Source organism: Rhodococcus sp. NPDC055112 (assembly GCF_053607505.1).
Genome location: NZ_JBSGTR010000085.1, coordinates 1 through 19,297, shown reverse-complemented (window position 1 = coordinate 19,297; position 19,297 = coordinate 1). Strand labels below are relative to the sequence as shown.

The following is a 19,297-nucleotide window of genomic DNA, read 5'->3' as shown; positions in this document are numbered from 1 at the left end:
CGGTTGACGAGTCCATGCACTCGTCAACCGCGCACGGGCCGCGGAGCGGCCTAGGGGGCCACCGAGCCCCAGTCCGCGAAGCCGGTCGGATCGTGCCTGCCCATGCTCGCGTGCTCGAACATGCCTGCACCCGGAACACCGTTGCAGGTGACGCTGGCCGGATACTCGTTGACGCCGTACGGGATTCGCGCCGCGATCGCGGGGTCGGTGAGGTCGTAGACGGACCTGGAGCTCCAGTTGCGGCCGCGCCACTGCCCGTGCGTCCACTCCGGGTCACCGCCGTACCCGGCACCGACATGCAACGCGAGACCGTCGCGCGGGGCCACCTCGACGGTCAGCGGGCTGCCGTCGGAGGCGGTCAGGTGCAGCGTCGCCGCGAACGGCCTGCGGGTGCCGGGGTGGTACTTGATGTCGTAGCGCGGCCAGCCGAGCTGCTCGATCCGGCCGTCGTTCCATACCCGGGTCGCATCGTTCAGCGTCCGGTAGCCGTCGGGATTCTCCTGCAGGATCACGATGATCGAGAACTCGTCGAAACGCAGCGGCACATACATCCACCAGAAGCCCTCGGACGGCTCGTCGGCGAGCCGACCCGCCGGGTCCCCGTCGCCGACCGGGCGGATGCCCCAGGACCGATCACGGCTGCCGATCCACCGATCCGGGCTCACCACGACGTCCTCGCCGTCGACCGACAGCACGCCGGTCCACGTGCCGGTCTGGGCGAAACGGCTCGCATCCAGGGTCGGCCGGAACTTGCTCATCAGCAGGTGCGGCTGCTCCGAGATCGCGGGGCCGGAACCCTCCCACGTGAGGTCGAACCCGAGTCCGCCCTCACCGTCGCCCTCACAGACCATCCGCAGCCTGCGCAGCGGCTCGAGCACCTCGATCCGGTACCCACCGACGGCGAGATCCATCGACCGCTCCTCGAGCGCATCGGAGAACTTGACCGCCCACTGCCGCTCGCCCTTGCGGATGGTGGCGAACGCGTCGGTGACACCCAGGTTCGGGTAGGCGCCGAACCCGCTCACCAGGAACAGCTCGCCCTTGGTGTCGATCGCGTTGAAATAGGACCGGTCGTAGAAGTTCTTGTCACTGGAGGCGACCCGGGCCATCGAGAGCGGCGTCTGATGGATCGGGTATTCGTCAAGCGGCGCAGGCATGAGGACACTCCCTGAGGGATTCGTTACAGCGTCAAACGTAATCCGGACGACGCCATTTAACCCCGGGAGATGCGTTCGGGTCAGCCGATTGGCAGAACCGGTTCTCAGTCCAGCAGCTTCGAGCGCAGCGCCGCGTCCTTCTCCAGCACCATCGCCTCGAGTCCGGCCTGGAACGTCGCCATCGCGGCGCGCAGCGCGGGATCCGACGCACCGAGGATCCGCGCCGCCAGCAACCCGGCGTTGCGCGCGCCACCGATCGACACCGTCGCGACCGGCACGCCAGCGGGCATCTGCACGATCGACAGCAGCGAGTCCATGCCGTCGAGGTACTTGAGCGGCACGGGCACGCCGATCACCGGGAGCGGCGTCGCCGACGCCACCATGCCCGGCAGGTGCGCCGCCCCGCCCGCGCCGGCGATGATCACCTTGATGCCACGTTCGGCGGCTTCGCGGGCGTAGTCGAGCATGCGCTGCGGGGTCCGGTGCGCCGAGACGACACCGACCTCGAACCGGATCCCGAACTCGGCGAGGGCCTCGGCGGCCGCCTCCATCGTCGGCCAGTCCGAGTCGCTGCCCATGATCAGGCCGACAACGGGCCCATTCGAATCACTCACCGTGCACATCCCATCCGTCGGTCCATTCCCCGTGCGAGAGCCAGTGTGCCGCCCGCTCGGCGCGCTCACGTACCGCCGCGACGTACGCCTCGTCGGTGATCGAGCCCCGCGCGCCGCCGACCACGTTGACGTGCCCGATCTTGCGGGCCGGCCGCTCACCCTTGTCGTAAAGGTGCACCTTCGCGTCCGGCATCCGGGCGAACAGGTGGTGCAGGCGCTCGTCCATGCTCATCTCCGGGGCGGACTCCGCGCCGAGCACGTTCGCCATCACGGTGACCGGCGCGGTCGGCGAGGGGTCACCGAGCGGGTAGTCGAGCACCGCCCGCAGGTGCTGCTCGAACTGGGACGTCCGCGCCCCGTCCTGGGTCCAGTGCCCGGAGTTGTGCGGCCGCATCGCCAGCTCGTTCACCACCAGCCGTCCGTCGGTGGTCTCGAACAGCTCCACGGCCATCGACCCGACGACGCCCAGCTCGGCGGAGATGCGCAGCGCCATCTGCTCGGCCTCGAGGGCGAGCGAATCGGACAGCTCGGGGGCGGGCGCGATCACGACCGCGCACTGCCCGTCTCGCTGCACCGTCTCCACGACCGGCCAGGTCGCGCCCTGCCCGAACGACGATCGCGCGACCATCGCGGACAGCTCACGCCGCATCGACACCTTCTGCTCGACCATCAGGGCGACGCCCTTGTCGAGCTGCTCGGCGACGATGGCCTCGGCCTCGTCGGAATCGGCAGGCATCCACACACCGCGCCCGTCGTAGCCGCCCCGAACCGCCTTGATGACGATCTGCCAGTTGTGCTCGTCCCCGAAGCGCACGACGTCGCCCGCCCAGGTGATCTCCGCGAACGCGGGCACGGGCGCGCCCAGCTCCGCGAGCTTGCGCCGCATGGCGAGCTTGTCCTGCGCGTAGATCAACGCCTGCGGCGGCGGCTGGACGTTCACGCCCTCCGCGACGAGGACCTCGAGGTGCTCGGTCGGGACGTGCTCGTGGTCGAAGGTCAGGGCGCTGGCCCCGGCCGCGACCGCCCGCAGCGCATCGAGGTCGGTGTGGCTCCCGATCACGACATCCGCGCACACCTTGGCGGCAGGCTCGTCGGGACCGCCGGAGAGCACCCGGAGGCACTGACCGAGCTCGATGGCGGCCTGATGGGTCATCCGGGCCAGCTGCCCGCCGCCGATCATCGCGACCACCGGCAATCCGGCATTCGGGCCGCGGGGGGTGCTTGGGCGGTGCTGGGATCCGGAATCGACGCTCACGGCAGTCAATGGTGTCATGACGACCTCCGAACGCACGATCGGAGTGTCAGTTCGTCAGTTCGGTGTCCTCTTTCGTACACTCAGTCGTTGTGTCTTTAGTCGATCAGGCGGTCAGCCGCGTACCCCAGCCCTACCGGGACGTGGTCCTTCGCCATCACGAGCTGATCAAGTTCGCGATCGTCGGCGGCACGACCATGGTCTTCGACCTCGCGATCTTCTACTCGCTGAGCCTCACGATCCTCGAGCAGAAGCCCGTCGTCGCCAAGATCATCTCCGGCGTGATGGCCACGATCTTGAGCTACATCCTCAACCGCGAATGGTCCTTCAAGAACCGCGGCGGCCGCGAGCGCCACCACGAGGCGTTGCTGTTCTTCACCATCAGCGGCATCGGCGTCATAATCGCCGCGGCCCCGCTGTTCATCGCCAACAACGTCTTCGACTTCCGGGCGTCGGCGAGTCTGACCACGCTCGTGATCGTCGACTTCATCCTCAACTACGTCATCGGCAACGTGCTGCAGATGGTCTTCCGATTCTGGGCGCTGCGCCGGTTCGCGTTCCCCGAGGAGAACGCCAGGGGCGCGGCGGCCGGGTCCACCGGCTTCGACCCGACGCCCGAGGAGCTCGCCGAGGAAGAGCTCGGGCACAGCTAGCCCGCTAACGCGGCTCCGCATCGGGCGCCATCGGCAGGAACACCGCGAACAGAGCGGGTCGCCTGCGCTGGAGATCGAGCCGCCCACCGTCCGCCTCGACCAGGGCCCTGGCCAACGCCAGCCCCACCCCCGTCGAGCCACCGCCGGAGAACCCGCGGTCGAAGATGTGCGGGGCCAGTTCGTCGCTGACGCCCTCGCCCTCGTCGCCGACCTCCACGCAGACCATCGCCTCGTGGTCCGCCGTCCCCGGCACCGACCGGACAGCCACGGTGCAGGTGCCCCCGCCGTGCATGAGCGCGTTGTCGACCAGCACGGACACGGACTCGCGCAGTCGCGAGGACCTGGCCGTCGACATCACCGCGGCCTCGCCCCGCAGCACCAGGTCCCGGCCCGCGTCCCGGTAGGGCCGCTGCCAATCGGAGACGACCCCGGCTAGCTCGCGGACCACGGCGACGGGTTCCGGGGCGTCGCCCGCCATCCGCGACGACCGCACCAACTCGTCGATCGCCACCGTCAGCCGGTCCACCTGTCCCAACGCCTCGGTGGCCTCGTCGACCACCGCGGGATCCGGGTGCACCGACAACTCGTCGAGCCGCAGCCGCACCGCGGTGAGCCGGCTGCGGAGCTGATGGGAGACGTCGCCGACCAGCGCCCGCTCACGCTGCAATCGCCCGGAGATCTCGACGGTGACCGCGTCGAGCACGTCGGACACCCGGTCCAGCTCGGCGATCCCGTGCCTGCGCGGCTCCTTGCGGAAGTCGCCCTCCGCCAACCGGGCGGCCCGGTCCGCGACGTCCTGAAGCGGGTCCGCGAGTCGCCTGGCGGTCACCGTCGCGACCGCTGCGCCCGCGCCGAGTGAGGCCAACACCACCAACGCGACCGCCCCGACCGCCTGCTGTTGGAGCGATCGCATCGAATCCGACGGCGCCTCGAGACGCAACGACCCGGAGCGGCCCATGGAGAGCGACTCGATCAGGGGCTGCTCGACCGCGGTCTCGCCGATGTCCACCTGTACCTCGTGGTCGCCAGGGGTCGGATAGATCACCGTGAGTTTGGCCCCGGCGGGGACCACCAGTCGCAACGGCGCCGTGTCGAGGCCGTCCACGATCACACCCGCCTCGCCCTCCTGCGAGACGATCTCCGCCGCCATCCGGTCCAGCCTGGCCTGCAGATCGCTCCGGGTGAGGTCCTCGACCCACAACCAGGCCGTGTACATCAGCGGCAGCCCCAGCAGGAGCGCGATGAGGATGACGACGGCCAGGATGGAGAGCAGGATTCGGCGGCGCACGTCTGCGGCCGGTTACGTGTTCAGCCGGAAGCCGACGCCTCGCACGGTCGCGATGCGCCGCTCGGCGACCGGACCCTCGTCGCCGATCTTCCTGCGCAGCCAGGACATGTGCATGTCGAGGGTCTTGGAGCCGCGTAGATCCGCGTCACCCCATACCTCCTGCAGGATGACATCGCGCGAGACCACCTCGCCCGCCCGGTCGAGCAGGACCTTGAGCAGCTCGTATTCCTTGTTCGCGAGGATGACCTCTGAGCCGCCGACCAGCACGCGCCTGGCGGCCGGTTCGAGCCTGATGTCCCCCACCGCGATGGTGGTGTCCTCGGAGCCACCGCGGCGGCGCATCAGCGCGCGGACCCGCGCCATCAGCTCGGCCAGCCGGAACGGCTTGCCCACGTAGTCGTCGGCGCCTGCGTCGAGACCAACCACGAAGTCCACCTCGTCGGTGCGCGCCGTCAGCATCAGAACCGCGAGGTCCGAGCCGCCCGCGCGCAGTTGTCTGCACACCTCCAGCCCGTCCATGCCGGGCAGGCCGAGATCGAGAACCAGCAGATCGAACGACCCGCTCAGAGCGAGCTCGAGGGTCCCTGGACCGGTCGGTTCGACCGTGACCGTATAGCCCTCGCGGCCAAGGGCACGGGAGAGCGGGGCGGCAATGGCCTCGTCGTCTTCGGCAAGCAGTACGGCTGTCACGACCCCAGCCTACGGAGCGGCCTCGCCGCGCTCCGTCGGCGGACCGGAATCGAGATTCATCGCGTCGAACACCTGGTGGTAGAGAAGCGAATGCACCCGTTGCACGTCCGGGATGTCGTCGAACTCCAGCGGATCGTCTGCCGCCGACGCGATCACCAGGGTGCCGGTCCGCAGCATCCGGTCGATAAGTCCGTGCCTGAACTGCACGTTGCTGATCCGCCCCATCGGGATGTCGATCCCGGTGTGGGTGATCACGCCGTGCCGGATCAACACCCTTCGGTCCGTGACGATGAAGTGGGTGAACTTCCACGTCAACAGGGGTCCGACACAGCGCCACCCGACGATGGCGACCCAGGCCACCGCAACCACGATCAGGGCGAAGGAGCGGGCGGACCCGTCCAGCCGGTCCTGGGCAAGTCCGAGCGCGAATCCGGCGAGCGCCGTCGCCACGATGAACGTCAACGCGGGCAACACCAGCATCTTCCAATGCGGGTGTCGGTGCAGCAGCAGCTCCTCGTCCGTGGCGAGGGCGTCCTCCGGATATCCCATGCGGGAAGCGTATCGACTACTTCGCGTCCTCGACCGCACCCACGACTGCGGATTCGACAGCATCCTCGACCGCGGATTCGGCCCCCGCCTGCAGCTCCGCCGTCTTCTGTGCGGCCTCGGCCTCGGCCGTCGCGAGCTCCTCCGCGGTAGGCGGGGAGCCCGTGATCAGGGCGTTGGCCCACCGGGTCGACGGATCGATGTCGAGCAAGAGCGCCTTGGCCAGCAGCGTCATCGGAATCGCGAGCAGCGCGCCGAGTGGCCCGATGACCCATCCCCAGAACACCAACGCCAAAAACGTGAGCGTCACCGACAACCCGACGGCGTCGCCGACGAACTTCGGCTGGATCACCGACTGGATGATGACGTTGATGACGCTGTAGACGACGATCACCCACAGCATCAGCGTCGGACCGCCCTCCAGCAGGGCGATCAGCGCGGGCGGGATCAGGCCGATGACGAACCCGATGTTCGGGATGTAGTTGGTGATGAAGGAGAGCAGTCCCCACAGGATCGGCAGCGGAATGCCCATGGCCCAGAGCGCGCCCGCGTCGATCACGGCGACGATGAGGCCGAACACCGTCGACACGACGAGGTAGCTGCGGGTACCGCTGGCGAAGGAGGAGAACGCGTAGGCGATGTCCGCGCGGGAGTAGGCAACCGCGCGCATCCGCTCACCGAACGAACTCGCGTCCATCGCCATGAAGATCAGCAGAGCCAGGATGAAGAAGAGGTTCGAGAAGACACCGAGGAGCCCGAGCAGCACGTCGTCGACCACACCGATGACCTTGCCGAGGTCGATGCTCGAGAGCGCCTTCTCCACCTGGTCGGAACCGATGTTCATCTGGGCGAACTGATCCTGGATGTTGGCGATCAGCTCGTCGGCCTTGTCGGTGTACTCCGGCAGCAGCGTGGCCAACTGGGCGATCGAGACGACGAGCGCCGCGACCAGACCGAGCAGGATCAGGTAGACGGCCGTCAGCGTCGAGATCACCGCGACCCATTTGGGTGCGCCCTTGCGCTGTAGCCAGTCGCCGAGCGGCTGCACGCCCACCACCAGCATCAGCGCCAGGAACACCGGCCCGACGATCCCCGCGAAGGCCCTGGTGCCTGCGATCGCGACGACGGCGGCGGCCATGCCGAGCAGCACGATCAGCCCCCGCGGCAGGGTGGAGGGTGACACCGGGGACGGCGGGGCGGACTTCGGCGCGGTGGCGACGGATCGACTCATCTCCACACCGCGGCCCGATCGGCGACACCGGGCAGCAGGCCGAGGATCGGCAGGCCGATGGCGAGGTGAACCAGACTCGTGGCGATCTTGTCACCCATCACCGCGTCGTAGGCGAAGGGCACGACCGCCATGGCGAGGGTGATCAGGCCGATGATCCACCCGAAGAACGAGTCGCCGCCCGGAGTGGTCAGCAGCAACAGGTAGAGCAGCCCGGCGGCGATGAGCGCCCCGATGAACCCGAGGATGGCGAACCGCACCGCGACGGTGGTCTCGGGCAACCAGTTCGGCGAGAGCGGCATCAGGTCGAAGACCCGGAGGATCACCGTGGCCACCAAGGCGCTCAGTGCGGTGACCAGCGCGGCCGCGGCGGCACCCGCCCAGTACTTGCCCCCGGCGATGCCGCGCGTGGGCGCCCCTGGGGTGCCGGACGGGCCCGGTCCTCCCGGATAGCTCGTCATTGCTGTCCTTCCTCGATCTCACGGTCGTTCGCAGTGAGGGTCGCACCCACCGCGCCGTGCACGCTTCACCCACGACGGATGAGGCACACGTGTCGTTCGGGACTCACACTGCTTGACGAAGCACCACTCCCATCTTCTGAGAGAGGAACAGCTATGACGGCAAACCGCGCGGACAACAGCGTCAAGCAGGGATTCGCGGCCGGAGGCTCGATCGCGGCGGCGGTCCTGCTGCTGACCGTGGGCATCCTCCAGGTCTTCCAGGGAATCTCCGCGCTGGCCAAGGACAGCGTCCTGGTCGTCGGGCCGGAGTACACCTATGCGCTCAACACCACGGGCTGGGGCTGGATTCACCTCATCGTCGGAATCCTCATCGCGCTGACCGGCTTCGGCCTGCTCACCGGTGCGACCTGGGCGCGGATCGCGGGTATCTTCCTGGCCGCCCTCTCGATCATCGCCAACTTCATGTGGCTGCCCTACTACCCGTGGTGGTCGATCCTGATCATCGCCCTCGACGTGGTCATCATCTGGGCCATCGCGACGTGGGACAACGACTAGCCACGGCGGATTGCTGAAGAGGGTGCGGGCCATCGGCCCGCACCCTCTTTCGTCATTCCTGCGGGCGCAGGTGCGTGATGTCGCCTGCGGAGACCGCGACCGGTTCCCTGCCACCGTCCGGGCTGATCACGATCCGGCCCTGCGCATCGATGCCGCTCGCGGTGCCGAGCAGTTCGCCACCGCCCGGCAGTTCCGCGCGGACGCGCTGCCCGATCGTGGCGCACCGATTCCGGTACGACTCGGCGAGCGACGTTGTGTCCCAACCATTCCGGTGCCATTTCGTCCACTCCGCGGCCAGCGTGCGGAGCAGTGCGCGCACCACGGTGTCCCGATCGGTTGTGGCGGCGCCCTCGAGCGCGAGCGAGGTCGCGGTCGGCACCGGCAGCTCCGACTCGGTGAGACTGACGTTCAACCCGATCCCGAGCACGACCGACGGGATCGGTGCGGTCGCGGCGACCTCGGCGAGGATGCCCGCCACCTTCTTGCCGCCGATCAGGACGTCGTTCGGCCACTTGAGCACGGCGTCCACCTCGGCGACCGATCGCAGGGCATCGACCGCCGCGACACCTGCGAGCAGCGGGAGCCACCCCAGATCGGCTGGATCGATCCCCGGCATCCGCAGCAACACCGAGACGGACACGGCCGACCTCGGCGGTGCCACCCAGGAGCGGGCGTGCCTGCCCCGGCCGTGGTCCTGGAACTCCGAGATCAGCACCGCGCGGTCGAGAGCGGAGTCCGCCGCCCTGGCCAACAGGTCGGCGTTCGTCGAACCGGTCTCGGTGACGACGTCGAGACTCGAGTAGAAGGCGTCGGGGTCGCCGCCTGCCGTCCCGCGCACCAGCGCTCTGCGCAGTGCGGCGGTGACGAGTGGGGGCCGATTCAGATCGGTGTACATGCCGATCAGCCTATGGGCTGCGGCCGCTGCGGCGGGGATCACAATTTCGTACTGGCCAGTAGCTTGGGTTCAATGATTGAACGCAACCTGACCTCGGTCAACGGGCACCGAGACCGGCTGGATAAGCTCTGTCCCCATGACCAGTGTCCAGGAGCCCACTGCGCCAGAGGCGACAAACACCCCTGATATCCACACGACGGCCGGAAAGCTCGCCGACCTGCGCAGACGCCAGGAAGAGGCGAAGTACCCCAGCGGCGAAGCCGCCGTCGAGCGGGTGCACGCGAAGGGCAAGCTGACCGCCCGTGAGCGCATCACCGCGCTGCTCGACGAGGGCTCCTTCGTAGAGCTCGACGCTCTCGCCCGGCACCGGAGCGTGAACTTCGGTCTCGCCGACAACCGCCCGTTCGGCGACGGCGTGGTGACCGGCTACGGCACCATCGACGGCCGCGACGTGTGTGTCTTCTCCCAGGACGCCACCGTGTTCGGCGGCAGCCTCGGCGAGATCTACGGCGAGAAGATCGTCAAGGTCATGGACCTGGCACTCAAGACCGGTCGCCCGCTCGTCGGCATCAACGAGGGCGCGGGCGCCCGCATCCAGGAGGGCGTTGTCTCGCTCGGCCTCTACGGCGAGATCTTCCACCGCAACGTGCAGGCCTCCGGCGTCATCCCGCAGATCTCGCTGATCATGGGCCCGGCCGCCGGTGGCCACGTCTACTCCCCCGCGCTGACCGACTTCGTCGTGATGGTCGACCAGACCAGCCAGATGTTCGTCACCGGCCCCGACGTGATCAAGACCGTCACCGGCGAGGACGTCACCATGGAGGACCTGGGCGGCGCCCACACCCACATGGTCAAGTCCGGTGTGGCCCACTACGTCGCCTCCGGCGAGCAGGACGCCCTCGACTACGTCAAGGACCTGCTCAGCTACCTGCCGAGCAACAACCAGGCCGCCGCGCCGCGCCTGGCGCCGTCCGACCCGATCGTCGGCTCCATCGAGGACTCGCTGACCGCCGAGGACATCGAGCTCGACACCCTGATCCCGGACTCGCCGAACCAGCCGTACGACATGCACGAGGTCATCCGGCGCATCCTCGACGACGACGAGTTCCTCGAGGTCCAGGCCGAGCGCGCCGCGAACATCATCTGTGGCTTCGGTCGCGTCGACGGCCGCAGCGTCGGCATCGTCGCGAACCAGCCCACCCAGTTCGCCGGCTGCCTCGACATCAACGCCTCCGAGAAGGCCGCGCGCTTCGTGCGCACCTGCGACGCCTTCAACGTCCCGATCATCACCCTGGTCGACGTGCCCGGCTTCCTGCCCGGCACCGATCAGGAGTACAACGGCATCATCCGCCGCGGCGCCAAGCTGCTCTACGCGTACGGCGAGGCCACGGTCGGCAAGATCACCGTCATCACCCGCAAGGCCTACGGCGGCGCGTACGACGTCATGGGCTCCAAGCACATGGGCGCGGACCTGAACCTGGCCTGGCCGAGCGCGCAGATCGCGGTCATGGGCGCCTCCGGTGCCGTCGGCTTCGTCTACCGCAAGCAGCTCAAGGAGGCCGAGGCCTCGGGCGCCGACGTCGACGCGCTGCGCCTCAAGCTGCAGAACGAGTACGAGGACACTCTGGTGAACCCGTACGTCGCGGCCGAGCGCGGTTACATCGACGCGGTCATCCCGCCGTCGCACACCCGCGGTCAGATCGTCGCGGCCCTCCGCCTGCTCGAACGCAAGCAGGTTTCCCTTCCGCCCAAGAAGCATGGGAACATCCCGCTATGACAGCGACGAGGGAAACGACACTCGAAGACGTCGAGGTGCTCTCCGCAGCCGCGGAGGCCATCGACTCCGCTACGGTCGACATCGTGGCTGCCGACAGCAAGGGCTCTCAATTGCCGGTCATCAAGGTGGTCAAGGGCGCACCGACCGACATCGAGGTGGCGGCACTGGTGACCGTCTTCGCCGCCGCTGCAGGCGCCGAGGAAGCACCGGCCGACACCCGCCCGGCCGAGCGGTGGGGCGACCCCGCAGGCATGCACCGGGGCGCCGCCCCCCTGTCCCCGTACGCGTACTCGAACCGTCGGTGACCACGCTCGTTCTGGCCTCGGCCTCGCCGGCACGGTTGACCGTGCTGCGCAAGGCCGGGGTCGAGCCATTTGTACTGGTCTCCGGAGTCGACGAGGACGCGGTGCAGGAAGCGCTCGGCCCCTCGGCCGCGCCGTCGCGGGTGGTCACCGAGCTCGCGCGGGCGAAGGCCACCGCCGTGCTTCCCGAGCTGCCCGCCGAGATCTCCGCCGACGCGGTGGTGATCGGCTGCGATTCGATGCTGCTGATCGACGGCACCCTGCAGGGCAAGCCCCACACCGCCGACGTGGCCAGGGCCCGCTGGCGTTCGATGATGGGTCGTAGCGGCACCCTGCTCACCGGACACTGCGTGCTGCGGGTTCGCGACGGGGTGACCGTCGGCGAGGCCGAGGCGGACAGCGCGACGATCGTGCACTTCGGGACCCCGTCCGGGGACGATCTCGAGGCCTACCTCGAGTCCGGCGAGCCCATGCAGGTCGCGGGCGCGTTCACACTCGACGGGCTCGGAGGGTGGTTCATCGACCGGATCGAGGGCGACCCGTCCAGCGTGATCGGCATCGGCCTGCCGTTGGTCCGCCGACTTCTCGGCGAGGTCGGCGTCGGCATCTCCGAGCTGTGGGCCGCGACCCCGGCCGACTGAACTCGAGCCCCGCCTACCGAAGTCATCGCCCACCGACACCGCGACTGCGGTGTCGGTGGGCGACTTCGTGTGCCGACCGGGCCCTCCCTACCGGCCCCGGTTCCCGCCGGTGTGCTCCTTCACGACGGGTCCGACGACGCGCAGTGCGTCCGGCGACGTCATGCCCCAGTGGGTGGCGGCGACGTGATGGTTGCGGACATCGCCGCTGACGTATGGCTGCCAGCCATCGGCCGCGAGCCGACCCGTCGGGTCGTCCTCACCCGCGGTGAAGAACAGCACCTCGCCGTCGAACACCTCGGGCCGGTACGTCGCGGTCAGCTCGGAGTTGTGCACGGCCGCCGCGACGAGTCGACCGACCATCTCGCCCGCCCGCTCCTCGCTCAGCCCCGTCAGCTGACCGAACATGGCAGCCATCTCGTCCGGGGTCACCTCCGAGGCCAGTTCGTCACCGACCCCGTCCATCCCCATCCCGCTGAGCACGTCTCCCATCGTCAGCCCGGTGCCCGCGCCGGACGCAACGACGGCGGCCTCGCCCTCGGCGGTGAAGCTGTCGAGCATCGCCAGCAGTTCCACCGTCTCGCCCTGCTCCTGCAGTTGCACGGCGATGGCGTGGCTGATCACCCCGCCCAGCGACCAGCCGAGCAGGTGGTACGGACCCGACGGCTGCACGCGGCGGATCTCTTCGAGGTAGAGCTCCGCGACGGCCTCGATCGAACCGGGCAGCTCGCCGTCGCCCAGCACGGCAGGCGTCTGCAGGCCGTAGATCGGCCGGTCCGCGTCGACGTGCTGGGCCAGTCCCGTGTAGCACCAGGCCAGCCCGACGATCGGGTGGACACAGAACAGCGGTGGCCGCGACCCCGTGGTGCGGATCGGGAACAGGACCTCGAAGGCCTGGTCTGCGCCGACGTCGCCCTGCTCGATGCGCTGGGCCAGTGCCTCCGGCGTGGGGTCGGAGAACAGCCACGGCATCTGCACGACGGTGTCGAGTTCGGCCCGCAGCCGGCTCACCACACGCATCGCGCCAAGAGAGTTGCCGCCGAGGTCGAAGAAGCTGTCATCGAGCCCCACGCGGTCCACCCCGAGCACCTCGACGAACGCCGAGGCGATCGCCTGCTCCGTCGGCGATTCCGGAGCGCGGTACTCACGCACCTCTACCACCGGCGCAGGCAAGGCCCTGCGGTCGAGCTTGCCCGACGCGTTGAGTGGCAGGTCGTCGAGCACCAGGATCTGCGACGGCACCATGTACGACGGAAGCGCCTCCCCCACAACGGCCTTCAATGCGACCGGATCGAGGACTGCCCCCGCTTCACCGACGACATAGCCTACGAGCATGTCCCCTGTGAGCTCCTGACGCACGACCACAACGGCGGCCCGCGCCACGCCTGCCGACCGGGTCAGCGCCGCCTCGATCTCGCCGAGTTCGATCCGCAGGCCCCGCAGCTTGACCTGGAAGTCGGTGCGGCCCAGGAACTCCAGCTGACCGTCCTGGTTCCACCGGACGAGGTCACCGGTGCGGTACATCCTGCCGCCGTCCCCGAACCGGTCGGCGACGAATCGGTCGGCGGTCAGGTCCGGACGGCCCTGGTAGCCGCGGGCCAGCTGGTCACCGGACAGGTAGAGCTCACCCGGCACACCCGGCGGTACCGGGTTCAGGCGTGGATCCAACACGTACACACCGGTGTTCCACACCCCTCGACCGATCGGCACCGAGGCACGGACGTCGTCCTCGAGGCGGTAGGCGGTCGAGGTCACCGTGACCTCTGTGGGTCCGTAGGTGTTGTCGAGCACGGCATCGGTCCGGTCCGCGAACCGCCGAGCCAGGTCTGCCGACAGTTCCTCACCACCGGCGAGGACGTACCGCAGCGAGGAGGGCAACTGCAGCGCCGGGTCGGCGAGGAAGACGTCGAGCATCGACGGCACGAATTCCATGATCGTCACCGACCACTCGCCCGCCGTCGCCGCCAGGTACTCGGGATCGCGATGTCCGTCCGGCTTCGCCACCACCAGGCGTGCCCCGGCATGCAGTGGCAGGAACAGCTCCCACACCGACACGTCGAAGGTGACGGGGGCCTTCTGCAGCACCGTGTCGGACGGGCCGAGCGGGTACCGGCCCTGCATCCACGCAATCTGGTTCACCGCCGCACCGTGACTGACCGCCACGCCCTTCGGCCGGCCGGTCGAGCCCGAGGTGAAGATCACGTAGGCCGTGTTCTCGGGCCGCAACGGCGCGCGCCGCTCGGTGTCCGTGACCGGTCGACCGGAGAACTCCGACACGTCCAACTCGTCGAGGTTCACCGACCGGAATTCCTCGGGGCACTCGAACGTGTCCCGCGCGGTCGACAGCACCACCGTCGGTGCGGCGACGCCGAGGATGTACGCGGAGCGCTCCACCGGCTGGTCCGGGTCCAGTGGCACGTACCCGGCGCCGGATCGGATGATCGCGTACATCCCGATCACCATCTCCAGTGAACGGTGCACCGCCAGCCCGACGAGCGACTCCGGTCCCACCCCCTGCGAGATCAGCCAGCGGGCCAGGCGGTTGACCGCCGTGTCGAACTCCGCATAGGTCAGATGGCGGCCTTCGAAAACCACCGCCGTCGCGTCGGGAGCGGCGGCGACCCGGGCGTCGAACCCATCGAGCAGCACCCCGGCGGGCACCGGCACGGAGGTCTGGTTCCACTCCTCGAGCATCGTGCGTCGCTCGTCGTCGTGGAGCAGGTCGACATCCCCGACGGGCACCGCCGTTGTCGAGACGACTGCGCGGAGGACCCGCAGGAACGACTCCACGAACCTCTGAATCGTCGACTCGTCGAACAGATCAGTCGAGTACGTCAGGTTGGCCACGATCCCGTCCGGCCTGCGGTCGTCGTCGTAACGGTCGGAAAAGGTGAAGTCGAGGTCGAACTGGGTGACGACCGTGTCGACTTCGATACCGGAGACCCGCAGACCCGCCAGCTCGAGATCTGTGTTTCCGAGATTCTGGAAGGCCATCGACACCTGGAACAGGGGCGAATGAGCCTGGGAACGAACCGGGTTCAGCGCGTCCACCAGCCGCTCGAACGGCACGTCCGCGTTCGCGAATGCCGCCAGATCCGACTCCCGGACTTGCGCGAGCACCGCCGCGAAGTCGGCGTCGGGCCGAATCTCGGTACGCAGCACCAGGGTGTTGACGAACATCCCGATCACGTCGTCGAGCGCCGCCTCACCGCGTCCTGCGATCGGAGTGCCGATCACGACGTCACGCGATCCGCTCAGCCGGCTCAACAACACCGCCAGCGCGGTGTGGAACACCATGAACGGTGTTGCCTGGTGCGCTCGGGCGTACTCGCTCAGCGCCTGGTGCAGGCCCGCCTCGATCTCGAAGGTCGATGCGGCACCACGATTCGTTGCGACCGCGGGGCGCGGGCGGTCCGTCGGCAGTTCGATCAGTTCCGGAAGCCCCGACAGCGCGGACGTCCAGTACCCGAGTTGAGTCGACAGCAATGACTCCGGATCCTGCTCGGACCCCAGCACCTCGTGCTGCCACAGTGCGAAGTCCGCGTACTGCACCGGCAGCGGCTCCCAGGTCGGCACCTCCCCGAGACTGCGCGCGGCGTACGCCACCATCACGTCTCGGGCCAAGGGGCCAACCGACCAGCCGTCTGCACTGATGTGGTGCACCACGAACACGAGGACGAATTCGTCGGCTCCGACCTCGAAGAGCGCGCCACGCAGCGGAACCTCCGCCGTCACGTCGAACCCCTGCGAGAGCAGTCCGACGACTCGGCCGAGCACCGCATCCGGAGCGACCGGGATCGGCGTCATCGCCGGAACCGCCTGCGTGGCAGGAACGATCACCTGGTATCCGGAACCGTCCGCCTCCGGGTACACGGTGCGCAGCGATTCGTGCCGCTCCAGCACGTCCCCGACCGCCGCCTGCAGCGCCGCGACATCCAGTTCACCTGAGAGTCGTACCGCGAGCGGAATGTTGTACGCCGGTGACGCGGTGTCGAACTGGTTGACGAACCACATCCGGGCCTGCGCCGACGACAACGGAATCCGTTCCGGTCGCGGACCCGCCACCAGAGCCTTCCGCTTACCCGAGCCCACATGCCGCTCCACCGCAACTGCCAGCGCAGCAACTGTCGGCGCCTCGAACAGCACCCGCAGGGGCACCTGTGCGTCCAGCGCCGCCCCCAGTCGCGAGATCACCTGGGTGGCGATCAGCGAGTTGCCACCCAACTCGAAGAAGTCGTCGTCGACGCCGACCCGCGGCGCCCCGAGCACCTCGGCGAAGACCCCGGCCACGATCTCCTCGATCGGAGTAGAAGGTGCCCGGAACTCGCGCACCTCGAAAACCGGATCCGGCAGCGACTTCCGATCCACCTTGCCGTTGGCGTTCAGCGGCATCAGGTCGAGGACCGTCACCGAGGACGGCACCATGTATGCCGGCAACCGAACGGCCAGCGCCGACCGCAGCTCGCCGACGGACGGGGCTGCCCCCGGCACCGGCACCACGTAGCCCACCAACCGGTCACCGGTGCGTGGGTCGCTGTGCAGCAGGACCACTGCCTGCCCGACCGATTCATGTTCGAGCAGTGCGCCTTCGATCTCACCCAGTTCGATGCGCTGACCACGCAGCTTGACCTGGAAGTCCGATCGCCCGACGTACTCCAACTCGCCCGAGGCATTCCAACGCACCAGGTCACCCGTGCGGTACATCCGCTCACCGGAGTCACCGAACGGGTTCGCCACGAACCGGTCCGCGGTCAGGTCGAACCGACCCCCGTAGCCACGACCGACACCGATACCACCGACGTAGAGCTCACCCTCCACTCCCGCAGGCACCAACCGCATCCGGCGATCCAGCACGAACAGATCGACGTTCGAGACCGGACGCCCGATCGGCACTCCCGCCACGTCCGCAACCGAGGCATCCTGGAACGAGACCACGTCCGACGCTTCCGTCGGCCCGTAGCTGTTCACCACCCGCAGCCCGGAATCCATCAACTCGGTGAGCTTGCCCACCCTGATGGGCTCGCCGCCGAGGAACACCACCTCGAGCCCGGACAGGACACCGTCGATGTCGCTGTCGACGACGGCCTCGAACGCGCTCGGCGACATGTTCGCCACCGCCACACCCCCTGCGCCGATCACCCGCAGGATGTCCCACGGGTCGAACCCGTCCGCCGCCAGGTGAATCGCGCGGCCCTCGGTCAACGCCGCCCACACGTTCTTCTGCGTCAGGTCGAAACTCGGCGACGAGGCGACCAACAACCCGCCGTCGACCGGTAGTTCCCGCCGGTACCAGGCAAGGGTGTTCTCGATACCGGCCATCGGTACCAGCGTCGGCTTCGGCTTGCCCGTCGACCCCGACGTCGAGATCACGTAGCCCAACCGGCCGGCCGCGCCGGGTTCACGCCAGCGATCAACCGGGCGCACCAATGGCCCTGCTGCCATGTCGAATTCATCCAACGCCACCACCGCGACCGACAACGCACGAGCCGTCGCGCTCACCACGCACCGGGCCCCGGTGTCCGCGACAATCGACTCGATCCGCTCCGCCGGGTAGGTCGGGTCGATCGGCGCGTACGCCGCCCCGGCCTTCCACACCGCCAGCATCGCCACGATCCACTCCGCCGACCGAGGCAGCACCAACGCCACCACCTCGTCGGCACCGACACCGAGCCGAACCAACTCGCCCGCCAGCGCGGTCGACCGCGCGTCGAGCTCGGCGTAGGTCAACGACACCTCACCCGCCACCACGGCAACCGTGTCGGGGAACCGGTCCGCCCGGTCACCGAACAGCGACACCGGCGACGCCACCGAGGCCGGTGAACGGCGGCCTCGCGACCACCCGAGCACCCGGGCGCTCTCGATCTCGTCGACGATCGTGATGTCGCCTACTGCCCCCGACGGGTCCGCGACCAGAGCGGACAGCACCCGCCGGAACCGCTCGACAAACGAGATGATTGTCGATTCGTCGAAAAGGTCGGTCGCGTACTCGAACTCGGCGAGCATCCCCACGCCCGCCTCACCCTCGGACATCGTCAGCTGCAGGTCGACCTTTGCGACCGCGGCGTCGTGGTCGACGCCGGAGATCGTCAGACCCGGCAGTTCGAGCGAAGCCTGCGCGAAGTTCTGGAACACCAGCATCACCTGGAACAGCGGGTGACGGGCCTGCGACCGCGCGGGGTTCAGCACCTCGACCAGCCGCTCGAACGGCACATCCGCATGCCCGAAGGCCTGCAGATCGGTCTCCCTGGCGCGCGCCAGCAGCTTCGTGACCGACTCGGTCTGGTCCAGTTCGGTCCGCAACACCAGCGTGTTGACGAACATGCCGACGACGTCGTCCAGCGCCGCGTCACCGCGACCCGCCACCGGGGTGCCGATGGCGATGTCGTCCGCCCCGGAGAGCCGCGACAGGAGCACGGCCAGCGCCGCGTGCACCACCATGAAGAGCGTGACGTGATTCTCCCGGGCCACCCGGTTCAGCTCCAGGCGCAGGCCCTCGTCGAGGGAGAAGCGATGCTTCGCACCGCGGTACGAGGCCGCGGCGGGGCGTGCCCGGTCGGCCGGCAGGTTCAGCTGATCCGGCAGACCGTCCAGCGTTTCCTTCCAGTGCGCGAGCTGGCCGGCGATCAGCGACTCCGGGTCGTCCTCTGACCCGAGCACCTCCCGCTGCCACAGCGCGAAGTCCGCGTACTGCACGGCCAACGGCGCCCAGGTCGGCACCTCGCCGCGACTTCGCGCCTCGTACGCCACCATCACGTCGCGCGCCAACGGTCCGATGGAGAAGCCGTCGGCCGCGATGTGATGCACCACGACCACGAAGACGTGGTCGGTCTGGGAGAGCTCGAACAACCTCGCCCGCACCGGGACAGCCGCCGTGATGTCGAACCCCGCCGACACGAAGGCGGCGATCGTGGGGGTCAGCGAGTCCGGCGAGAGCTGCTGGACCTCGAATTCGAGGCCGGCCTCTCCCGCGCCGAGAACCTGCTGGCGCGGACCGTCGTCGGAGTTGGGGAAGGTGGTGCGCAGCGACTCCTGCCGTTCCAGCACGTCCCCGACCGCCGCACGCAGCGCCGAGACGTCGAGCTCACCAGTCAGTCGAATCGCCAGCGGAATGTTGTACGCAGGCGACTCCGGATCGAATCGGTTGAGGAACCACATCCGGGACTGCGCCAACGACAGCGGAATCCGCTCAGGGCGCGGACCCGCCACCAAGGCCACTCGCCCACCGGAGCCCACGTGCCGCT

Annotated in this window: 14 protein-coding genes and 1 pseudogene; 5 read left to right on the top strand and 10 right to left on the bottom strand. The window is 68.7% G+C overall.

Annotated elements, in window-relative coordinates:
* Window positions 1-50 precede the first annotated feature (50 nt).
* The 3 genes from ACWFRB_RS24810 to ACWFRB_RS24800 all read right to left on the bottom strand — a co-directional run bounded on the left by ACWFRB_RS24810 (window position 51) and on the right by ACWFRB_RS24800 (window position 3,044).
* Window positions 51-1,157, bottom strand: coding sequence for a hypothetical protein (locus tag ACWFRB_RS24810; RefSeq protein WP_452643888.1), 1,107 nt, complete (start codon window positions 1,155-1,157; stop codon window positions 51-53).
* A gap of 104 nt (window positions 1,158-1,261) precedes the next feature.
* Window positions 1,262-1,780 carry a 5-(carboxyamino)imidazole ribonucleotide mutase gene (gene purE / locus ACWFRB_RS24805; RefSeq protein ID WP_452643887.1) on the bottom strand — a complete coding sequence of 173 codons (519 nt, stop codon included), beginning with the start codon at window positions 1,778-1,780 and terminating at the stop codon, window positions 1,262-1,264.
* Entirely contained in the window at window positions 1,764-3,044 is a 1,281-nt protein-coding gene (locus tag ACWFRB_RS24800) for a 5-(carboxyamino)imidazole ribonucleotide synthase (protein WP_452643886.1), read from the bottom strand. Before ACWFRB_RS24800 ends, purE begins: the two co-directional genes overlap by 17 nt.
* A gap of 71 nt (window positions 3,045-3,115) precedes the next feature.
* Between ACWFRB_RS24800 and ACWFRB_RS24795 the strand changes: the two genes are divergently transcribed.
* Window positions 3,116-3,676 (top strand): GtrA family protein, encoded by a 561-nt coding sequence (locus ACWFRB_RS24795; protein ID WP_452643885.1) that lies wholly within the window; start codon window positions 3,116-3,118, stop codon window positions 3,674-3,676.
* Window positions 3,677-3,680: 4 nt separating this feature from the next.
* Here the strand turns inward: ACWFRB_RS24795 and ACWFRB_RS24790 are convergent, their stop codons facing one another.
* The 5 genes from ACWFRB_RS24790 to ACWFRB_RS24770 are packed head-to-tail and all read right to left on the bottom strand — an operon-like array spanning window position 3,681 to window position 7,889.
* Window positions 3,681-4,964 carry a sensor histidine kinase gene (locus tag ACWFRB_RS24790; RefSeq protein WP_452643884.1) on the bottom strand — a complete coding sequence of 428 codons (1,284 nt, stop codon included), beginning with the start codon at window positions 4,962-4,964 and terminating at the stop codon, window positions 3,681-3,683.
* A 12-nt stretch (window positions 4,965-4,976) separates the two neighbouring features.
* Window positions 4,977-5,654, bottom strand: a complete 678-nt coding sequence (locus ACWFRB_RS24785; protein ID WP_077040998.1) for a response regulator transcription factor — start codon at window positions 5,652-5,654, stop codon at window positions 4,977-4,979.
* Window positions 5,655-5,663: 9 nt separating this feature from the next.
* A complete protein-coding gene (locus ACWFRB_RS24780; protein WP_452643883.1) occupies window positions 5,664-6,203 on the bottom strand; it encodes a PH domain-containing protein in 540 nt (179 codons plus the stop codon).
* A gap of 16 nt (window positions 6,204-6,219) precedes the next feature.
* Complete coding sequence (locus tag ACWFRB_RS24775) at window positions 6,220-7,431, bottom strand: AI-2E family transporter (protein ID WP_452643882.1); 1,212 nt, start codon at window positions 7,429-7,431, stop codon at window positions 6,220-6,222.
* A complete protein-coding gene (locus ACWFRB_RS24770; protein ID WP_452643881.1) occupies window positions 7,428-7,889 on the bottom strand; it encodes a DUF6069 family protein in 462 nt (153 codons plus the stop codon). The genes ACWFRB_RS24775 and ACWFRB_RS24770 overlap by 4 nt, the downstream gene beginning before the upstream one ends.
* 153 nt (window positions 7,890-8,042) lie before the next feature.
* Here ACWFRB_RS24770 and ACWFRB_RS24765 point away from each other — a divergent pair, with 153 nt between their 5' ends.
* Window positions 8,043-8,444 (top strand): DUF7144 family membrane protein, encoded by a 402-nt coding sequence (locus tag ACWFRB_RS24765; RefSeq protein ID WP_452643880.1) that lies wholly within the window; start codon window positions 8,043-8,045, stop codon window positions 8,442-8,444.
* A gap of 52 nt (window positions 8,445-8,496) precedes the next feature.
* Here the strand turns inward: ACWFRB_RS24765 and ACWFRB_RS24760 are convergent, their stop codons facing one another.
* The gene (locus ACWFRB_RS24760; RefSeq protein ID WP_452643879.1) at window positions 8,497-9,339 is read right to left on the bottom strand and encodes a biotin--[acetyl-CoA-carboxylase] ligase; all 843 of its coding nucleotides are present in this window, start codon (window positions 9,337-9,339) and stop codon (window positions 8,497-8,499) included.
* Between the two features lie 136 nt (window positions 9,340-9,475).
* Here ACWFRB_RS24760 and ACWFRB_RS24755 point away from each other — a divergent pair, with 136 nt between their 5' ends.
* From ACWFRB_RS24755 to ACWFRB_RS24745, 3 genes are read left to right on the top strand one after another with little or no spacing between them, the layout of a single operon-like run.
* Entirely contained in the window at window positions 9,476-11,116 is a 1,641-nt protein-coding gene (locus ACWFRB_RS24755; protein ID WP_452643878.1) for an acyl-CoA carboxylase subunit beta, read from the top strand.
* Window positions 11,113-11,421 (top strand): acyl-CoA carboxylase subunit epsilon, encoded by a 309-nt coding sequence (locus tag ACWFRB_RS24750; protein ID WP_027500224.1) that lies wholly within the window; start codon window positions 11,113-11,115, stop codon window positions 11,419-11,421. The genes ACWFRB_RS24755 and ACWFRB_RS24750 overlap by 4 nt, the downstream gene beginning before the upstream one ends.
* On the top strand, window positions 11,418-12,059 hold the full coding sequence (locus tag ACWFRB_RS24745; RefSeq protein WP_452643877.1) for a Maf family protein: 642 nt from the start codon (window positions 11,418-11,420) through the stop codon (window positions 12,057-12,059). Before ACWFRB_RS24750 ends, ACWFRB_RS24745 begins: the two co-directional genes overlap by 4 nt.
* Window positions 12,060-12,146: 87 nt before the next feature.
* Here the strand turns inward: ACWFRB_RS24745 and ACWFRB_RS24740 are convergent.
* A pseudogene (locus ACWFRB_RS24740) lies at window positions 12,147-19,274 on the bottom strand (amino acid adenylation domain-containing protein); the annotation flags it as partial.
* Window positions 19,275-19,297 lie beyond the last annotated feature (23 nt).

Excerpts from the sequence above, each read along its gene's own strand:
- ACWFRB_RS24750 (WP_027500224.1), top strand. The coding sequence starts at position 11,113 with ATGACAGCGACGAGGGAAACGACACTCGAAGACGTCGAGGTGCTCTCC.
- ACWFRB_RS24760 (WP_452643879.1), bottom strand. The coding sequence starts at position 9,339 with ATGTACACCGATCTGAATCGGCCCCCACTCGTCACCGCCGCACTGCGC.
- ACWFRB_RS24775 (WP_452643882.1), bottom strand. The coding sequence starts at position 7,431 with ATGAGTCGATCCGTCGCCACCGCGCCGAAGTCCGCCCCGCCGTCCCCG.
- purE (WP_452643887.1), bottom strand. The coding sequence starts at position 1,780 with ATGTGCACGGTGAGTGATTCGAATGGGCCCGTTGTCGGCCTGATCATG.
- ACWFRB_RS24810 (WP_452643888.1), bottom strand. The coding sequence starts at position 1,157 with ATGCCTGCGCCGCTTGACGAATACCCGATCCATCAGACGCCGCTCTCG.
- ACWFRB_RS24765 (WP_452643880.1), top strand. The coding sequence starts at position 8,043 with ATGACGGCAAACCGCGCGGACAACAGCGTCAAGCAGGGATTCGCGGCC.
- ACWFRB_RS24770 (WP_452643881.1), bottom strand. The coding sequence starts at position 7,889 with ATGACGAGCTATCCGGGAGGACCGGGCCCGTCCGGCACCCCAGGGGCG.
- ACWFRB_RS24755 (WP_452643878.1), top strand. The coding sequence starts at position 9,476 with ATGACCAGTGTCCAGGAGCCCACTGCGCCAGAGGCGACAAACACCCCT.
- ACWFRB_RS24800 (WP_452643886.1), bottom strand. The coding sequence starts at position 3,044 with ATGACACCATTGACTGCCGTGAGCGTCGATTCCGGATCCCAGCACCGC.
- ACWFRB_RS24780 (WP_452643883.1), bottom strand. The coding sequence starts at position 6,203 with ATGGGATATCCGGAGGACGCCCTCGCCACGGACGAGGAGCTGCTGCTG.